12 protein-coding genes and 1 riboswitch are annotated in these 17,952 nt (G+C 45.8%); of the genes, 8 read left to right on the top strand and 4 right to left on the bottom strand.

The window, feature by feature from the left end:
- Positions 1 to 35 precede the first annotated feature (35 nt).
- The 4 genes from H1230_RS30985 to H1230_RS30970 all read left to right on the top strand — a co-directional run bounded on the left by H1230_RS30985 (position 36) and on the right by H1230_RS30970 (position 5,578).
- The gene (locus H1230_RS30985) at positions 36 to 722 is read left to right on the top strand and encodes a hypothetical protein (protein ID WP_239713608.1); all 687 of its coding nucleotides are present in this window, start codon (positions 36 to 38) and stop codon (positions 720 to 722) included.
- Positions 723 to 734: 12 nt separating this feature from the next.
- Positions 735 to 1,835, top strand: coding sequence for a toxic anion resistance protein (locus tag H1230_RS30980; RefSeq protein WP_239713607.1), 1,101 nt, complete (start codon positions 735 to 737; stop codon positions 1,833 to 1,835).
- Between the two features lie 188 nt (positions 1,836 to 2,023).
- Positions 2,024 to 4,477, top strand: coding sequence for an S-layer homology domain-containing protein (locus H1230_RS30975; RefSeq protein ID WP_239713606.1), 2,454 nt, complete (start codon positions 2,024 to 2,026; stop codon positions 4,475 to 4,477).
- A 312-nt stretch (positions 4,478 to 4,789) separates the two neighbouring features.
- A complete protein-coding gene (locus H1230_RS30970; RefSeq protein WP_239713605.1) occupies positions 4,790 to 5,578 on the top strand; it encodes a formate/nitrite transporter family protein in 789 nt (262 codons plus the stop codon).
- Between the two features lie 125 nt (positions 5,579 to 5,703).
- Here H1230_RS30970 and H1230_RS30965 read toward each other — a convergent pair whose 3' ends face one another.
- Entirely contained in the window at positions 5,704 to 6,153 is a 450-nt protein-coding gene (locus H1230_RS30965; protein WP_239713604.1) for a rhodanese-like domain-containing protein, read from the bottom strand.
- 121 nt (positions 6,154 to 6,274) lie between these two features.
- Between H1230_RS30965 and H1230_RS30960 the strand changes: the two genes are divergently transcribed.
- Positions 6,275 to 7,147 (top strand): LysR family transcriptional regulator, encoded by an 873-nt coding sequence (locus H1230_RS30960; RefSeq protein WP_239713603.1) that lies wholly within the window; start codon positions 6,275 to 6,277, stop codon positions 7,145 to 7,147.
- Positions 7,148 to 7,151: 4 nt separating this feature from the next.
- On the opposite strand, the gene H1230_RS30955 is transcribed toward H1230_RS30960, so the two are convergent.
- Together H1230_RS30955 and H1230_RS30950 are read right to left on the bottom strand one after the other, a co-directional pair.
- Entirely contained in the window at positions 7,152 to 9,500 is a 2,349-nt protein-coding gene (locus H1230_RS30955; protein ID WP_239713602.1) for a TPM domain-containing protein, read from the bottom strand.
- 169 nt (positions 9,501 to 9,669) lie between these two features.
- The gene (locus H1230_RS30950) at positions 9,670 to 9,813 is read right to left on the bottom strand and encodes a hypothetical protein (RefSeq protein ID WP_239713600.1); all 144 of its coding nucleotides are present in this window, start codon (positions 9,811 to 9,813) and stop codon (positions 9,670 to 9,672) included.
- Positions 9,814 to 10,084: 271 nt separating this feature from the next.
- On the opposite strand from H1230_RS30950, the gene H1230_RS30945 reads away from it, so the two are divergent.
- A complete protein-coding gene (locus H1230_RS30945) occupies positions 10,085 to 13,213 on the top strand; it encodes an EAL domain-containing protein (protein WP_239713598.1) in 3,129 nt (1,042 codons plus the stop codon).
- Positions 13,214 to 13,387: 174 nt separating this feature from the next.
- Here H1230_RS30945 and H1230_RS30940 read toward each other — a convergent pair whose 3' ends face one another.
- Entirely contained in the window at positions 13,388 to 14,482 is a 1,095-nt protein-coding gene (locus H1230_RS30940) for a GGDEF domain-containing protein (RefSeq protein ID WP_239713596.1), read from the bottom strand.
- A gap of 210 nt (positions 14,483 to 14,692) precedes the next feature.
- A riboswitch (purine riboswitch) is annotated at positions 14,693 to 14,792 on the top strand.
- 70 nt (positions 14,793 to 14,862) lie between these two features.
- On the opposite strand from H1230_RS30940, the gene H1230_RS30935 reads away from it, so the two are divergent.
- On the top strand, positions 14,863 to 16,296 hold the full coding sequence (locus tag H1230_RS30935) for an NAD(P)/FAD-dependent oxidoreductase (RefSeq protein WP_239717666.1): 1,434 nt from the start codon (positions 14,863 to 14,865) through the stop codon (positions 16,294 to 16,296).
- A 74-nt stretch (positions 16,297 to 16,370) separates the two neighbouring features.
- Positions 16,371 to 17,888: a methyl-accepting chemotaxis protein gene (locus tag H1230_RS30930; RefSeq protein ID WP_239713594.1), complete on the top strand. Its 1,518-nt coding sequence runs from the start codon at positions 16,371 to 16,373 to the stop codon at positions 17,886 to 17,888.
- Positions 17,889 to 17,952: the final 64 nt, after the last annotated feature.

Below are 17,952 nucleotides of genomic sequence, written 5' to 3'. Positions count from 1 at the left end.
AAGAGGTGAGAACCATTTATTCTAAGTCGAAAATATTGCTGTATACCGGTATCGGTTATGCAGTTGCTGTATTGACGAGCGCTTTTCTGCCAGAACTGCTCTCCTTGCTGCTCCCGGTTGCCGGTGCAACATATGGTATTCTGGGGGGCAGGCGCTCTAGAACTAACCTGCCAGCAGAGGTTCTGCCGGCAGGACCTGAGTTGGTATCCATCGCTCCAGCACCGGCTGCGCGCACTCCAGAGATAAGCAATCCAGCTGCTGGAAATGCGGCACCAGTGGGTCACTTGTCCGGCGTTAAGGGGCACTCTGATTTCAAGATTGGACCGGAGTTCGCTCCGGTGGTCGAATACCTCAGTATTCTGGAGGATATGATTATTTCCGAAGGACAGCAGAATACGTTGGACAATGAAATTGTCGAGAAGTCGCTGGCACTGTTCGCCCGGCTTCAACGTGTAATTCCACTGCTGCAGGAGCTGGGTAATGGCGAGATTAATCATACGGTCCGTAGATTGATACTAAAGGATCTGAATGGTGTTATCAATCCGTTCTTACGGCTTGGCGGCGAAGCAAAAATAAAGAATCGGAGAATGCTGCTGAACGGTCTGAAAGATGTCGATACCAAAATATCGGATATTGCGTCGACGATCGAGCATAAAGACCTGATGGAACTTCAGACGAAGGCGGAACTGATTCATCAGCGATATAGCAGTTCCGAATTATAAGGAGGGAAACCCATGTCCACGCAGTTGATCCAATTGAAAAAAGAGGACGAGCAGAAGGTAGTCCAGGAGGCTTCTCAGCTGATTGAGAAGGTAGCCAAGACGGATACGGTTACCCTGGATTCTTTGATGGATGAGATCGGTAAGCTTGGAGTAAAGACGCAGGAAAAAGCGGGACAAACCCTCAAGCTGCTGGATCGTCCAGTCAATGAATTGATGTCCGGCAAGCGTGTCGAAGTACCAAACATGATTATGAAGCTGCGCAATGAATGTGAGAATCTGCAGCAAAGTAAAAATGTAAGCTTATTCGGTAAAATTCTGCGCAAGAGTCCGCTCAAAAACTATGTATACAAATATCAATCTGTCCGCACCAACATTGATGCTATTATTACGGGTCTGCGGGATGGCAGAGATAATCTAGAAGAGAGTATCGTTAACATGCGGCAGCTTAAACGCAGCTCCATGGAGGAAATTTACAACCTGCAGACTAAAATTTCTTTTGGCAATAAGCTAAAAGAGATGTTCGAGCTGGAGATTGCCAAGCCGGAAAATGAGCTGCGTAAAACGTATCTGGAGCGTGGTCTACGTAAAGTAATGGTGCGTATCCAGTCGATGACTGAGATGATTCTGCTCTACAATCAAGCGATTGCGGCCACAGATATCATCAATGATAATAACGACAAGCTGATTGATTCCGTAAACAATGCGATTGATAAAACCTCTAATCTGATTACTGTATCGGCAATGATTGCGATGTCGCTGGCTGACCAAGAGAACGTTATTTCTGCTGTTGAAGCCACGAATAAGACGATTGAGGATCAGTTCAAAGAAAATGCACGTCTGCTCCGCACCACTACAGAAAAAACAACGGAGCTGCTCTCCAAGCCATCCATGTCTTTGGAGGCCGTCAATCAAGCCATTGGCGATTTGCTTAGTGCCCTGGATACTTCTGAACAGTCCAATCGTCGCATTATTGAGAGCTGTCAGGATTATACGTCCAAGATGACAACGATCAATACGCAGCTAAGCAATCGTTTAGGGATTAACGAAGCCCCGCAGCCAGAGGCATTGAAGCAAGGTGCCACGGATAATCAACTGAGCAATTTCCTGAACTAAGAGATTCTATTTGCACAACTTTATATTCCGTCACCAAACCTGTTGAAATTACTTAGCAGGTTTTTTGTTTTATTCTCTATTTAATTTTTCCGATTTACTAAAGATTTCATATGAGATATTATGGTAATGATTTACTGGATTATACTTATTATCTAGTAAAAAGGATTACATACCGGGGAGGAACACAGATGGGCAGGAAGTGGCAGGGAATGTTGGCAAGTGTATTGGGAGTAAGTATGTTGCTGAGTTCGATGGGGGGAACAGCGGCGGCTCAAAGCACTAAGGATTACGAAGGCCACTGGGCACAAAAGGCCATTGAAAGTTGGCTGGATAGCGGTAAGCTGAAAGGTTTTGAAGACGGGTCAGTGAAGCCTAACCAAACGATTACCAGAGCGGAGTTTATGGCTTTAATCAATCGGTCCTTTAATTTCTCGGATGTAGCAAAAGTTAGCTTTTCTGACGTTTCCTCTACCAGTTGGGTTTATAACGAGGTGGCGAAGGCGATTGCAGCGGGTTATATCCAAGGCTACAACAACGAGATTCGCCCGAATTCCCCCATAAACCGGCAGGAAGCAGCAGTTATTATAAGTAAGCTGCTGAAGCTGGAGGAAGGCGATATAGAAGTTCTGCATGCGTTCAGCGATGCGGGGGAAATTGCCGTTTGGGGTAAGAGTAGTGTCGCAGCGGCAGTTAAGGCAGGAATCCTAAAAGGATACCCAAATGGAACGTTTGCACCTGTGCAGGCAATGACCCGTGCTGAATCATTGACCTTAATTGATTCAGCAGCAGCCCAATCGCAGGCAGCGGTGCCTACAGCTTCACCTATCCCAACCACCTCACCTACAGCTAGTGCCACACCGACACCTACAGCGACAACAGCAGCAGTTGGGGGAGGCGGTGGAGGCGGTGGAGGCGGAGGTGGTGGAATCATCGCGACACCAACCGCCACTCCCGAACCGACTATGCCAGTAAGTCAAATACCGGTGTTAGATATAAATATTACTGCTCTTCCCATGGTTTCGGTTACAAATTCCGTTTATTTGAAGTTTGACTATAGCGCAGTTCCGGAGTCTGTGCTTAACGCTAACGTTACACTTTCTTATTATGTTACTTCCACACCGATTAATTCCAGAGATCTCAGATGGGAATTTCATAATTTAACAGCAGTTACACATCTACCCGGTTACTCTATTAGAACTTACCCCAACCTGTCAATCCCAGCCACTTATATAGGCACAGGTGGAGACAAATATGTAACAGTCGTACTTAGAAACTATGAAAGTGAAATGATCGGATATTACACTCAAGCGATGAATCTACAGCCTGCTGTTATTGAACAAGGAAGTAATTTCGTGAAGTTGGATAGCGGGGTTACTATTACACAAGAAAAGAAAATCTATAATGGTCCAATTAATGGTGGTGCCCATTATACCGATGTTGTGGATGTCACGGGTGCCATGGCAGGACAGCATGAGGCGGCTTACTATACAATTACTCCAAAGTACCTAATGGATGAGGACCTTAATCGTGATGTGAATGATATTCTGTCAGGCTCATACCATATATACACAGAGGATCTCGTCCGTGTTGTTGGAAGTAATTATCCTGCTGAATTAGTCTCTGATCATATTCCATTGGCATATGAATCCCTGCAAAACTTTGAGACATACAACGAAGCAGAATATACCATAGTATTCTATGATTCCAACCTAAAGGCAATCAGTTACTACGAAGGTAGAACCCAGCTAAGCGATGAATTGAAAGTGGATGCCGCTGAGAAGAAAATCTCTGAAATTTCAAGCTTCACAGGATTAGAGCAAGAGGATACTACCGTTAGAGCATTAAGAGCTTATGTGGCGCTCGGTGTATCTCTTCAGGCGAACATCAATCCGCAGCAATTAACAACACTTGAGAATGCAGTAAGCACGCTGGAGAGCAGCAAGCGTTCGGGACCTCTGCTGGAGAGTCTCTCATTGGTTGCTGCCAGTGTTTCCAAGGAGTATCAGCAATTTAACGGAACAGTTTTACGCCTTAATTCATTGAATTTCCCAGTGACCTTAGAAAATCAGGTTGCAAGCTTATCTTGTTACATTACCGAGAGCCCGATCACGTTAGCGGACATCCAGGTACCGAGTGAATACGGGCGAATCCCATACTCCAGGTTAGTGGATTTCCCAGTACCTAATAAAGTGGGCAACTATTATGTGACTGTTGTATATTACGATAAGGATAATCAGCCTGTACGATATACGACAACTCCGCAAAAGATTGACTTCTCCATTTTGACGCCCATATGGGATGGTTCGGCTGTTCAAGTCTCGGATGGTGTAGGTATAGTACGTGATTATAATAATGGAGGACGTGCTGATTATGTTGCCTTCCAGGATTATTTGCATACTCATCCAGAGGTGTTATATTTTACAACTACAGCGAAATCAACATTTGGACAAAATCAAATTTTTTCTCCTGAAAATGTAGTAAAGCAACAGCAGGGTTTCACCCCAGCAGGCAGCTATCCATTTTACCAAATGCATTTTACGTACGATGAAGCATTAAATGGACAGCCTGAGGAATATATCGTTATTTTTTATGACAAGGATTATAAAGCAATCAGTTATTACAAGGGTACCCTGAAGGACTAATAGAGGTAGAACAATCATAAATCCTCACTTTCACACATAAGTTGTCACAAGACTACATGTGGAGAAGGTGAGGATAGGCATATGATTCTAGGATGCTTGATACTTGTGCTTATCATCGTAGCCAGCAGTGAGAAAGCGGAAGCTATTGCAGAACTGAATGATGACAGCTCCTAACGCAAGTATTTCAAATTTAAATGGAGTTCTCCAACTCTTCGTGGTTCAAGCAATTTCCAACGGTGTATTGGGTATAATAACCCAAGAGCTGACCCATAGCTCACTCGTTGAAAATACTAAATTTGGAGCGGAGGCCACATGGAGAACGAGGCATTGCTGCAGGTAGAACGATTGGCGCTCAAGAAACAGAAGATTTATCGGCAAAGCGTATTCCGCTATATTGCCAGGGCCATGCTAGCCAGTATGTTTATCGGATTCGGTGTAATTGTAGCGTTCAAGACAGGCAACTTCTTCTATATGGAGCAATCGCCGATGACTTATCCGATGGCTGCGATTACGTTTGGTGCAGCCATTATTCTGATTTCCTACGGCGGCGGTGATTTGTTTACCGGAGATACGTTTTATTTCACTTATGCCGCTTTAAGGCGCAAGATGCAATGGACCGAAGTCGTTCGGATGTGGGTAATTAGTTATATCGGAAACATTCTCGGTGCGGCTGCCTTTGCGCTGCTGATCTATTTAACAGGGCTGTTTTACGACTCCAATGTAAATGGATTTTTGCTCAATGTGGTGGCCCATAAGATGGAGGCTCCTACGATACAGTTGTTCTTCCGCGCTATTCTTTGTAACTGGCTCGTTTGCCTGGCTTTTTTCGTTCCGATGTCAATGAAAGGCGACGGAGCTAAGATGTTTGCGATGGTCTTGTTTGTATTCTGCTTCTTTATCTCCGGGTATGAGCATAGTATTGCAAACATGTGTACCTTCGCTATCGCGCTGGTGCTTGATCATCCCGGAACCATATCGTGGAGTGGTGTAGTGCACAATCTTGTGCCTGTAACGTTGGGGAATCTAATTGGCGGCGGTGTCTTGATGGGGGTTATGTACTACTATGTGAATAAGCCCTTTTTGGATGATGAGCAGCATTAAGCGGAAGAACAGAGTGTATCTGTTAATACTCACAATCAATGGCTCCGTCCCTGTTAGGGGGCGGAGTTCTTTTGTATGGCACCACCCATACGATTTATCTCCCGATTATTGAGAATAAGAGACTATCAAGCCAGTGACCGCATGTTCCAATACATAGGGGCCTTCTCACCAAGTGTGCCTTCCAAGGTGCCGCCCTCTTTACGCCAATATTCAATACCGCCAAGCATCTCTTTAACCTGATAGCCTGATGCGGCAAGTCTTGCAGCAGCTTTGCTTGCGCCGTTGCAGGCTGGCCCCCAGCAATAGAGCACTAGAACTTCCCCTTCAGGCAATGCGGGGCTGGAGGGGGTAAGCTGTCCAGAGGGAAGGGATAGTGCGCCAGGCAGGTGAGCCTCCTCATAAGACCTTGCATCACGAACATCTACGATGGTGAATCCGGGGATACCCTTTCTTAGATCAAATGCAACATCGGCAATATCGGTCTCATATCGACCTTTAGCTTTGAAATATTCTACTGCATCTTCAGGTCGGGCAGCCGGTGTACTGAGCACTTGCGTTTTAGGTTTGATATTCATTGTGAACCTCCTATAGCTATGAGTTCTTAAATTTATTGTATACTATGTTTAGAATTACAGTTATCTATAGTAATGGATGATAAATATCGAAATTATTGATATATAGATAGGAGAAGCAGCGATGGAATTGACCTATTTGCGGACCTTTTGCGAAGTGGTAACCTGTGGTAGCTATACACGGGCGGCGGAGAAGTTGGGTTATGCGCAGTCCAGTATAACAGCGCAGATTGCCAAGCTGGAGGAGGTATATGGGGCTGTACTTCTGGAGCGGGTGGGCAGAGGAATGACGCCTACTTTTGCTGGCAAAAGCCTGTTGCCCTATGCCCGGCAAATGCTGGCTCTAAATGAAGAAGTGAAGGAGATTATCTCCGGCGGGAGCAAAGGTATACTTACGATCAGTGCGATTGAGACCTTGGCTGCCTATTTTTTGCCTCATCGCCTACATCGTTATAGAGAGCAATATCCCGGTATTCAGCTGCGTGTTCAGCCTGGATCGGAGGTTGAGATCATCACAGCTGTAAAAGAGAAATCTGCTGACTTTGGTTTGATCTTCGATACACGTTATGTATCGGAGGAGCTGGAATCACTAGTGCTGCGGCAGGAGCAATTATTTATTATTACACACCCTGAGCATCCTTTGGCACATCAGCCTGAACTATCCCTTACACAGCTTGCCGGGGAGCCGCTTATTCTTACAGAAGATACCTGCACCTATAGAAGGTATTTGCTGGATGAACTGAAGCAAGCTGGCATATCCCCCAGAATTGACATGGAATTTGGGAATCTGGAGGGGATAAAACAGGCGGTGAAGCATCAATGGGGAACAGCGTTCCTGCCCGGCTATGCGATTGAGGAAGAAAGACGACAGGGCTCAATCAGTGCGATTCCCATCGTCGGTGACACAAAAGGATTCTATATTCAGCTTATATACCGTAAGGATCGCGTGCTTCCACCGGCGTATAATGATTTTATTAAGCAAATGCAGGAGCTATAGGGGCTTACCACTTGGAGCCGCCGGAAGAACGTCCGCCTGATTTACCGCCGCCTCCACCCCAGGAGGAGCCACCGGAAGAACGTCCACTGCTTCCACCCCAGGAAGAACCGCCAGAAGAACGCCCCCCACCGCCTCCAAACCCGCCAGAAGAAGGCGGACCGGAGGACATACGTTTACGGGCTTGTTCTTTACGTTGTCTTTCTCTCATCAGGGCTAGCTGAGCTTGACGTTCCTCTTCCTCTTGTTGCCGGACAAGCCTGCTTACTTCATCTACAAAGGAATCGATCTGCACAGTAAAAGACTGACTAAGGGCCTCCAGCTCATCTAGATTAGCCGGACGGGCAGACAATCTCTGCTCCAGTTCAGCATATTCCGGCAGAAGGGATAGCTGGAAGCGGGTTCTTGAAGTCAAGCCCCGGCTGTGAAGCATCTGTTGTGCCGTATCCACGCGGATTTGTCCCTCTGAAAAGAGTCGTGTGACTTTATTCAGTCGTTCCTGAAGCTCCTCCAAACTTCTCGTGAGATTGGTAAACTGTTGTCCGGCCTCATCCTGCATGGACAGCAGTTGGTCCAGTCCACTGCGTGCTTTATCATATTCGCCGCGCTCATCACTGGTCCAAGTCTCAAGCTGCGGCACTTCAGTGGCACCTTCACGCAGCCGTCTGCTCCATTCCTCCAACACCTCTTCTAAACTGGTTATATGCTGTTCTACAAAATAATCTCGAGCCTCGGCAATTCGACTCTGCAGCCCATCTCTTTGCTGCTTCAGTTGGCTCCAATGGCTGCGGACAGTTTCCAGGTCCCTACGGTTATTCTGCCGTAGAAGTGCCTGTCGTTCCGTCATAGCAATGGCTTCATTCAGAAAGGAATCAAGGCGGGCAGCAATCTTCCGCACTTCATCCATGTCACCGCTGCGCAGAGGTTCCTCTAGTGCAGTAGCCTCTGCATTGGCCAGCTCCAGAGAGTCATAAGATTTCACCTTCATATTCTGTAATGAATGTTGTTCAATGATCCCGGCGATTTTGGTACGGGCAGCCGACAAAACCCCGGGGAATTCATTCACCTTATCTTCGTAGGTATCCACATCCTGAAGATCCCGCTCAATCTTCTCTTGCAGTTCCTGTGCATCCTCAGTAACTTCCTGTGCAGCAATTGGATCGAAGAGCTCTAATTGATCAGCCTTAGCCGTCTCCTCTGTAAGTTCCTTAATATCTTCTATAATCTCTTGAAGTGCAAAGCCAGTTTCCTTAACCGTACTCTGCAGTTGTTCGTCAATCTCGGGCGCATCCTTTTTCAGCTCAGTGATACGCTGCTTGACGTTGCGGTCAGCTTCGCTAATGACAGCGATATTCTTTTCTTCCGCTTCAATCGCTGATTGGAAAGAAAGCTCGGTCTGCTGAAGCTGCTCCCGCGCTGCCTTTAGGGCAGAGAGCTGATACAGGGAAGGGAGGGAGTCCTTGCCTTTGCTCTGGAGTGCGGAGATCTGAATGAGTTGGTCAGATAGTCGTTTAGAGATCGCCTCAACCATTTCTCCTGTTTTGCCCTGAACAATTCCCTGGAATGGCTTCAGTGTTTCTAAAGCTTGGCTAGCCCGTACAAGTAAATCAGAGAGTTTCTCCTGCTGTTCACTGAGCTGCTTACGGCGACGCAGTCCAGTCAGTACTACGAATAACACAAGCAGCAGTAGTACGCCACCGATTGCAATAGCTGTAAGAGTGAGCATGGACAGGCCAGAAGAGCTGTTATTCACAGGGGCTGTAGTACCGCTGTTCACAGTACCTGCTGTACTACCAGTCGCTGTGCCACTGTCCGAGCTGCCAACAGCGTTGCTGCTTCCTTGGCTTCCACTAGCAGAGCCAGTATCCGGGGAACTGACGATAGAAGGTATAGCTTTTATTAAGGAAGATACTCCCCCGGCGAAATCGCCATCTTTGGCATAAGGAATGAAATAAGTATCGAGCAGCTCGGTAATAGCTGCGCTTCCAGTGCTCCCACCCTGACGTTGCGACCAGGAGTTCACCGAGGTTTGAAGTCCCGGATTATCAAAGTGGAGTTCAATCTTCTGATCGCCAGCAGAGATCAATAAGAGAATATCTCGTGTGGAAAGTCCCCATGCATCATAGACATCACTTGCATATTCATTTGAAGCTGTCCCGTTTAAGGAATCCACAGTTAGCAAGTGAAATGTAAAGAGATCCGTGGTAGCCATCTTTTCAATAGAAGCAACTTCTGCTGTACTGAACAGTCCGGCTTCATCTGTAACTAATCCTTGCTGAGTAGGAGCACCAATAGCATATACACCAGGTATCCATAACAGGTTTAGCAATAGGAACAACGCTATATATTTCTTCAAGCCGACACGCTCCGATCTTTAAGTCTTTATTTCAATATATTATGCAGCTAATTATACTATATCATTAAACAATACTTGCCTGTGGCTAAGCCCCTTTGCCCAAAAGCCTTTGTTAGACAACAAAAAACCGCATCCCCCGTGAAGGAGAATGCGGTCATGTATATAGTTATTATCTGAGTTGCAGACATAAAATGTACTGCAATCTGGATTTGATCTCTTTTTGCCATTTCAAATCTCCAACTTTAACGGCAAGATTGAGCAGATCCAGATAATCGTCAACCTGCAATGCAGTCCGGGTAGTGGCTATGTTCATGGGTGTTCAGTCTCCTTCTAATCAATCTAATAATGATAATCATTATCAACCGTTATAGCTATTATCCACATATTACAGGTAAAAAGCAATATAAAAATAAAGGATCTTACTTTGAAATTGTTACAATTTTAAATACAAGTGAAAAGCGGTGGATTTGCACATTTTATATTGAAGAAAAGGAAAAACTAGCAGGAACCTTACCATTTTTTGTCGAATACAGGATTGGTGTGAATATTGATATCTGAATTTTTGGAAAAAAGGGGAATTTGCGATGAAGCGGTGTAAACTCTTGCTTCTGATTAGTCTTCTGCTTGTACTTGCGCCTCCTGTTGCCGCTCACGCCCAAAAAGAGGATATTAGGTACCAGGCAGAATTGGATTATCCGCCATACAAATATATACAAAATGGATATTTAACCGGTTTTGATGTTGATCTGACCAGTATGATTTTTGAGAAACAGGATTATATGCTCCACTATAGTACAGGTAAATGGGGCGATGTGCAAAAGCGGTTGATTCAGGGAGATATTGATACAACCGGACTTATGGCTGTTACCGATGAAAGAAAACAGCAGGTATTATTCTCAAAGCCTGTACTAAGAACTTATATTTCCGTCTACGCGAGACATAGCAAAGTATTCAAAAGTGAAGTGAGCCTGAGCACTTTAGGTAATTATAAGATTGGTGTAGGCAAAGATCAGTACACGGAAAGTGTACTGCGCAGCAAGGCGGGAATTAAGCAATACATAGAATACGCAACCGTTCCGGATGCCCTGAAGGCACTGGACAACGGGGAGATTGACCTTTTATTCGAGAATCAGGATGTGGTTGATTATCTGATTGTGGATAAGGGATTAACCGGTAACATTGTACGTGAACTGAGTGATCTATACCCGAGGGATTTTGCATATGGGCTCAATAAGTCCTCGCCGGAGCTGGTTTCTTATATTAATGCCCGGCTGGAGCGCCTACAGCGTTCTGGAGCTTTTGAAGAATTGTACCAGCAGTATTTCTTGAAACATTCTGATTATTATAAATCTTTGATACGTAGCCGCATTATATCTGGGGCAGTCATTGGATTTTGTTTATTGGTATTTGGGGTAGTCTTATTAAAAATGTATATTACTCATTTGCGGAGGGTCATTCACTCTGAACAGCAATTTTTTGAAGATGTAATAAATCATACCGAAAGTATGATCTGGGCGGTCCAGGCAGATAAAAAGACTGTTCGCTTCAACGAGTATGCGGAGAAAATGACGGGTTTACGAGAGAAAGATGTACTAGGTAAAAGTATAGATGATATCGCAGGTCTGGAAGGTAGTCCTGCTGAGCTCAGGCAACTGCTGAATCGTGCGATTCAGCAGGATTATGTTAATAATGTCGAGCTTAAGCTTCCAAATAACGCTCCTGCAGCACGGCACTACTCTATCCGGACCACCGTAATCGAAGGACTAGATAAGCAGACAGCGAAGATCTTTGTATTGGTAGGATTGGATATTGATGAGCGCAAGAGAAATGAGCTTGAGCTTCAGCGGAGCTATCAGGAACTGGAATCCACTTATGAAGAGCTGGCAGCGACGGAAGTGGAGCTGCACGATCAATTTGACAAGCTGCGGATCAGTGAACGTCGCTTTCGTCTGGCATCGGAGGGCTCAGGCGCATATATGTGGGAACTTGATTGGGAGGATGGGCACTATATCCTGTCGGATCGTTGGTATGAGGTTATGGGTTACAGTGAGGAAGAGATCAATTCGTTCGAGGGAGGGGTGCTTAGTGTTATTCACCCAGATGACCAAGAGTCCTCCCGTAAAGCAAGGCAGGAACATCTTACTGGCCTTACTCCTATTTATGAGACCGAATACCGGATGCGTACCAAGGATAACAAATTTATATGGTTTGAGGTTAGGGGTAAAGCGATCGTTGATCCAAGGGACAAAATCCTTTTATTTATTGGTTCATTGATTGATATCAGTAAACGCAAACAGGTAGAGTTCAAGCTGAACAACAGCTATCAGGAGCTTGAAGCTACGTATGAGCAGCTTACGGCAACCCAGCAGGAGCTGGTGGGACAATATGATATGCTGCTGGAGAATCAGAAGAATATGCACCGCTTGGCTTATGTGGACTCTTTGAGCAATCTGCCTAACCGTGTATCCTTGCTGGAGTCCATGGAGAATTTCTTTCGACGTCCAGGAGGTACGGCAGCGCTGCTGTTCGTGGATACTGACAATTTCAAATACATTAACGATACATTGGGGCATAAATTTGGAGACATTCTGATCCGTAAAGCGAGCGAAAGATTGCAGTCTGTTGTTAGTGAAGGTGATGTGCTGTCGCGCTTGGGTGGCGATGAATTCGTGATTTTCCTCAAAGATGAGGAGAACCCTGAAGCCGTGTTCACATTGGCAGAGAATATTATGAGAGCTTTCAGAAAGTCATTTCTGGTCGGAGAAAGTAACTTGTATGTCACTGTCAGCATTGGCATTTCATTTTATCCGGAAGACGGTGAAACTACAGAAGAAATCCTGAAGAATGCCGATGTAGCCATGTACCGTGCCAAAGAAGAGGGTAAGGGCAGATATGTAGTCTACGATAAGTCGATGCATACTGCTTTTAATGAGCGCATGAATATTGAAAAACATTTGCGAAGCGCGATGAATGATAATGAATTTGAGCTGTATTACCAGCCTCAGGTAGATATCGAGACCGGGTTAATCTCCGGCTTTGAAGCGTTAATCCGCTGGAACAGCCCGGAACTGGGTTTTGTCTCGCCTCTTTCATTTATTAAAATAGCCGAAGATTCCAGATTAATTGTGTACATTGGGGAATGGGTGCTTAGAGAAGCCTGCCACGTGATGAAGGGCATTCACGACAGGGTAGGCAGCCACTATAAAATTTCGGTAAACATTTCTGTTATTCAGATGCTGCAGGATGATTTCACCGATATTGTGCTGGATAGTCTGGCCGTTAGTGGCCTGATGCCAAACTGCCTCGAACTTGAAATCACCGAGTCGATCTTTATGGAATCCTTCGACAGCATTGTCAGCAAGCTGGAATTCCTGAAATCGCGCGGTATCCGGATCGCTTTGGATGATTTCGGGACTGGCTATTCTTCGCTCAGCTATTTACAGCAACTACCTATTTCCACGCTCAAAATGGACAAGACCTTTATTGATTCATTAGCAGACAAAGCTTATAGTCAATCTTTCGTCCAGACTATTGTACAGTTGGGTCATACCATGGGACTAGAGGTCGTGGCGGAGGGTGTAGAAGATGTCAGCCAACTGGCTTTCCTTAAAGAAGCCGGTTGCGATAAGATACAAGGCTACCTGATAAGTAGAGCAGTACCAGTAAGTCAACTAGAACCCTTTCTCATACCGGAGAAGTGCTACGGGGTATAGACACAAGTTAGTAAAAAACGGGCCTCGGAGAGAACTCCGAGGCTCGTTCTTATTAAAAGATAAGAATGTATAGGTTTCACACGACGAACTCACCTCAGTTACTCCGATTGGAAGTTGCTTTATGCGCGTTTTGACTATTTCAGGTTAATATCAAGCACTCAGTGTTGAGCCTTTTTAGACAAGCACTATTTTGTTCTTCCCCGTCCGCTTCGCTTCGTAAAGGGCATCATCCGTTTTTTGGAAGATGGAGTTCTTGGAATCCGTACCTGCTAAGTCATGCATCCCGATGCTCACTGTCACCGTTTTGCCTTCCATTTCACTTATGAACATCCCTGCGATACCCGTCCGTATACGCTCCATAATCTCATAGGATTCTTCCAGCGTCTTGGCGGTCAGAATAATTGCGAATTCTTCTCCGCCATAACGGGCGGCGAAGTCGTCAGTTCCAACCTCCTTCAACACAATTGCTGCCACTTGCTTAAGGACAATATCTCCAATACGGTGCCCGTACAAATCATTTACCTGTTTAAAATCATCAATATCCATAATCCCCAACTGCATTGGAAATGGATTGTTCTGCTGGTGTTCAATTAGCCAACCTAAATATTCATGAAAGGTTTTATGATTGTACAGATCGGTGAGCGGATCGATCTTGGACAGACGATCCATAATGATGTTCTGAATCCGCAGATCTTGTTCTGATTTCACTGAAGTCTTCAACGATTGTATAAGGTCTTGACCGCGGCCAATGACGCCGAATCCAGCCAGTGAAGTTCCGGCAAAAATAATAGCTATAATGATGTTATCAACACGCAAGGTATAGTCATAGGTTGATGTGGTAAGAAACAATAGAATGATATAGAACAGGCAAACGGCTGTAGAAGCCAGCAAATAGCTAGCTTTTAAATAAATCATAGAGACAAGCAGCGGAAGCAGCATAATAAGTGGTTGCACATGAATTTCAGGACTGATATACATGATAATCAGGATCGCGAACAGATGACTGGCGATGGTAATTGAAAGCTCGGTGAATTGAGGTTTGCGTTTATATATATATTCCAGAATTAAGTTCAGAATAAATATAATAACAACTGGAACCAGTACATGGAGGAAAAAATAATTTCCGGTCGAGAGTTGAGGCCTGGTGTTCCACATGGAAAGGATAACGAAAATTTGACTCGCTAAATATACTAAAAGTACGATCCAAAGCGCATTGAGGAGCATACGGTTCCAATAGTTCTGGCGAGGAGTTTGCGGAAGGGTAAACATTAGGTGTTCCTCTTTTCCGGTGGTGATAATAATATATTCGACAAAAGTCCACTAGTTCCTTCCAAGAGGTGTAATGATGATAATGTTCGGATTTGGCTCCTGTTACTAGATTGTTCATAGTATATTTCATGGATATGTAATATAAATACGAATTATTAAGAGGATATTAACTTGACACATTCGTTTATTTTCTATAAAATTTCTATTGGCTCATAAAATAAATAAGCTGTTCGTATATCCTCAATGATAAGGTTTGGGGGTTTCTACAGGGAACCGTAAATTCCTTGCTACGAATAGGATGCTTTTTGCATACCTATGAAATAGTCGGGATTTTTTTGTTGTTCTATTTAGGAAACTAGCAGAACTTTTAGGAGGATATGATGAGTAAATACGATGTGATAGTAGTTGGTGCAGGTCCGGCTGGGATTTTTGCTTGCTATGAGCTGACGCGTAAGGCGCCGCACTTAAAGGTGTTGCTTGTGGACAAGGGTCATGATATCTATCGCCGCAATTGTCCTATTCTGGAGGAGAAAATCAAGCTGTGTCCACCCGCCTCAGGCCGCAAGGAATTTGCTGGCTGTATGCCAGCCTGCTCTATCACTGCCGGCTTTGGGGGAGCAGGAGCTTACAGCGACGGCAAATTTAATATCACAACCGAGTTCGGTGGCTGGATGACGGATTATTTACCTCCATCCAAGGTGCTGGAGCTGATCCGTTATGTTGACGATGTGAACCTAGAACATGGAGCTACACAGAATATTACTGATCCTACCACTGAAAGTATCCGTAGTATTGAGCAGCGGGGTTATGCTGCTGGATTAAAGCTGCTGCGTGCGCAGGTACGTCATCTTGGCACAGAACAGAATCTGGAGATTCTTAAATCTATATATGAATATTTAAAGACACGCATTGAGATGGTATTTAAGACAGAGGTTCAAGATATTAACACTGTCAAGGAACAAGGTGCGCAACGCATTACGGGCATAACGTTCAAGAATGGCGATACCCATGAAGCTGCTCTGGTGATGATTGCACCGGGCCGTGACGGCTCAGCTTGGCTGACGGAGATCCTGAAGAAACGTCGCCTCAAAATGTACAATAACCAGGTGGATGTTGGCGTGCGAGTAGAAACCTCCGATGTGGTCATGCGGGAGATCAATGAGCATCTGTATGAAGGGAAGTTCATCTTCAATACTTCTGTGGGCACCCGAGTGCGTACCTTTTGCAGCAATCCTTCTGGACATGTTGTTGTGGAGAATCACAGTGGAGTTATGGCAGCGAATGGACACTCTTTTAAAGATCCAGCACTCGGCTCTAAGAATACTAACTTTGCATTGCTGGTCTCGCATACCTTTACAGAGCCTTTTGATAAACCGAATGAGTACGCCCGGGAGATCTGCAAAAGAGCTAATGATTTATCCAATGGCGGGGTGATTGTGCAGAAGTACGGAGATATTCTGCGCGGACGGCGCTCGACAGAAACGCGGATCAGTGAAGGGTTCCTAGAGCCGACACTGAAAGAGGCCGTGCCGGGCGACCTCGGGCTGGTGCTGCCGTACAATACGATGAAAAGTCTGATTGAAATGGTAGAGGCGCTGGAAAAAGTAACACCGGGTATCGCCTCTGAGCACACTTTGTTCTATGGAGTGGAAGCGAAATTTTATTCAGCCCGGCCGAAGCTAACGGAGAAATTTGAGACAGAAATCGCCGGCCTGTACTGCGGTGGGGATGGAGCAGGGATCACCCGTGGTTTGGCGCAGGCTGGGGCGGCCGGAGTGTGGATTGCCCGGGCGATGATGGAGCGTATGGAATAGAAAGTATTTCTTTTCACAATCTCTGCTGATATAATGTTAGGATACATAACATCAGCAGAGTGGAGTGGGTGTAAATGATACGGAATCGCCGAAACTTAGGTTTGTTAGTCGTTCTATTACTGCTTATAGGTCTGTACAGTGTGTGGATTGAGATGTTCTGGGTACATAAGATTGTGTTCGTGTGCTTGATGATCTTACTGGGACTGATTTCGTGGAATATTTATCGCAGTGGATTACGTAAGGACGCACTGTTGGAGGATGCTAGAGATAAGGTTAATCTGCTGAGTAATGAGATTGTAGTGACCACGGATCGACTGTATGGAGCCCTTGAGGAAATCAGCCGACATACAGAGGAATTGCAGCAGACGGCAGATTATTCACACGCTTATGAGACAGACCTGCGGATACGCAGCTACGATGCTAAGACGAATATAGAGGGTGCTTTTGAGACTATGGGCGGAGTGGCAGCAGTCACATCTCATATCGGGGAGCTGACCGGCAGGCTGGGAGCAAATATGCACGGCACGCGTCAGGGCATGGCCGAGATGCTGGATTCTTTGAAAATCACGGATGCTGTGATGGAGGAGCTGAAAGAGCAGAGCGGGGATATGTTGACCAAATTCACAACCTTAAGCCAACATATTGCTATGGTAGAGGAAATCAATTCGCTTATCGTTGGGATTGTTAACGAAACCGCCTTACTGGCCTTAAATGCTTCCATTGAAGCGGCACGTGCGGGGGAGCAAGGGCGAGGATTTGCTGTAGTTGCTGGTCGGATTCGGCAGCTGGCTGATCAGAGCAAGGCTTCCGTAGACCGCTCCTCAGGCCTTCTCCTGGATATTAATAATGGGGTTAGGCAGGTGCTGGATTCAGTTACAAAAGAGCAGGTCGCTGTGGACCGCGGGGTGAATGAGGTAGGTACGGTGAAGCTGCGACTGGATGATATAGCCGCAAGAGTTGAAGAGGTAGGGACCGTCGTCGTTGATACAGTCGCTGCAGCTTCTCAGCAGAGCACGCTGATCGGGGAGATCACTTCCGAGCTGCGTATGGCGGTAGCTATCGTAAATGAGACGATTGCTAATGTTGATCAGACCCTGGAGCAGGTGACACGGCAGCGCACACAGATCGGTCAGTTGAATGATATCAGCGCCAATCTACTTGCCGAGTCGCAATTCCTACAGCAATCGGTTAACAGCATTGCTGGCAGAGAAGAAATTGAGCTCAGTCCATATGCCGAGAAATTGCAGGAAATGCAGAGTCTGCTCGAAAATATTTCGGTTAAAGACGAGCTGTACATACCGGACCCAGCAAGTCATGGCGGTGTTCTGGCTGCATGCATCCAAAAAGCGCCTGATGTGCAGGCGATCTGGTCAAATCGTACGGATGGCACCTTTATTTACTCTGAACCTGCGGCAGGTCTGTTGAACGCCAAACGGCGGGAATGGTGGAGTGGAGCGATGGATGCAGGCGAATTTGTCTCGAAGCCTTATGTTTCAGCGATTACCAAGCGCTCCTGCATCACTCTATCGCGGGCGATCAGGAATCGCCAGGGAGAGATCGTGGGCGTGGTCGGCATAGATATAGCAGTCTAGGACTAGTCATCAGCGTTCAAGCGTTCATTTATAAAATGTTATTTCTCGCGGAAGCGGCGGCCGT

It is taken from the genome of Paenibacillus sp. 19GGS1-52, assembly GCF_022369515.1.
Taxonomy (GTDB): domain Bacteria; phylum Bacillota; class Bacilli; order Paenibacillales; family Paenibacillaceae; genus Paenibacillus_AQ.
This window is presented reverse-complemented; position numbering and strand designations above follow the sequence as displayed.

What these genes read in the sequence shown, in the direction of transcription:
- H1230_RS30975 (WP_239713606.1), top strand. Translation starts at nt 2,024, where the DNA reads ATGGGCAGGAAGTGGCAGGGAATGTTGGCAAGTGTATTGGGAGTAAGT.
- H1230_RS30935 (WP_239717666.1), top strand. Translation starts at nt 14,863, where the DNA reads ATGAGTAAATACGATGTGATAGTAGTTGGTGCAGGTCCGGCTGGGATT.
- H1230_RS30970 (WP_239713605.1), top strand. Translation starts at nt 4,790, where the DNA reads ATGGAGAACGAGGCATTGCTGCAGGTAGAACGATTGGCGCTCAAGAAA.
- H1230_RS30960 (WP_239713603.1), top strand. Translation starts at nt 6,275, where the DNA reads ATGGAATTGACCTATTTGCGGACCTTTTGCGAAGTGGTAACCTGTGGT.
- H1230_RS30945 (WP_239713598.1), top strand. Translation starts at nt 10,085, where the DNA reads ATGAAGCGGTGTAAACTCTTGCTTCTGATTAGTCTTCTGCTTGTACTT.
- H1230_RS30965 (WP_239713604.1), bottom strand. Translation starts at nt 6,153, where the DNA reads ATGAATATCAAACCTAAAACGCAAGTGCTCAGTACACCGGCTGCCCGA.
- H1230_RS30980 (WP_239713607.1), top strand. Translation starts at nt 735, where the DNA reads ATGTCCACGCAGTTGATCCAATTGAAAAAAGAGGACGAGCAGAAGGTA.
- H1230_RS30950 (WP_239713600.1), bottom strand. Translation starts at nt 9,813, where the DNA reads ATGAACATAGCCACTACCCGGACTGCATTGCAGGTTGACGATTATCTG.
- H1230_RS30940 (WP_239713596.1), bottom strand. Translation starts at nt 14,482, where the DNA reads ATGTTTACCCTTCCGCAAACTCCTCGCCAGAACTATTGGAACCGTATG.
- H1230_RS30930 (WP_239713594.1), top strand. Translation starts at nt 16,371, where the DNA reads ATGATACGGAATCGCCGAAACTTAGGTTTGTTAGTCGTTCTATTACTG.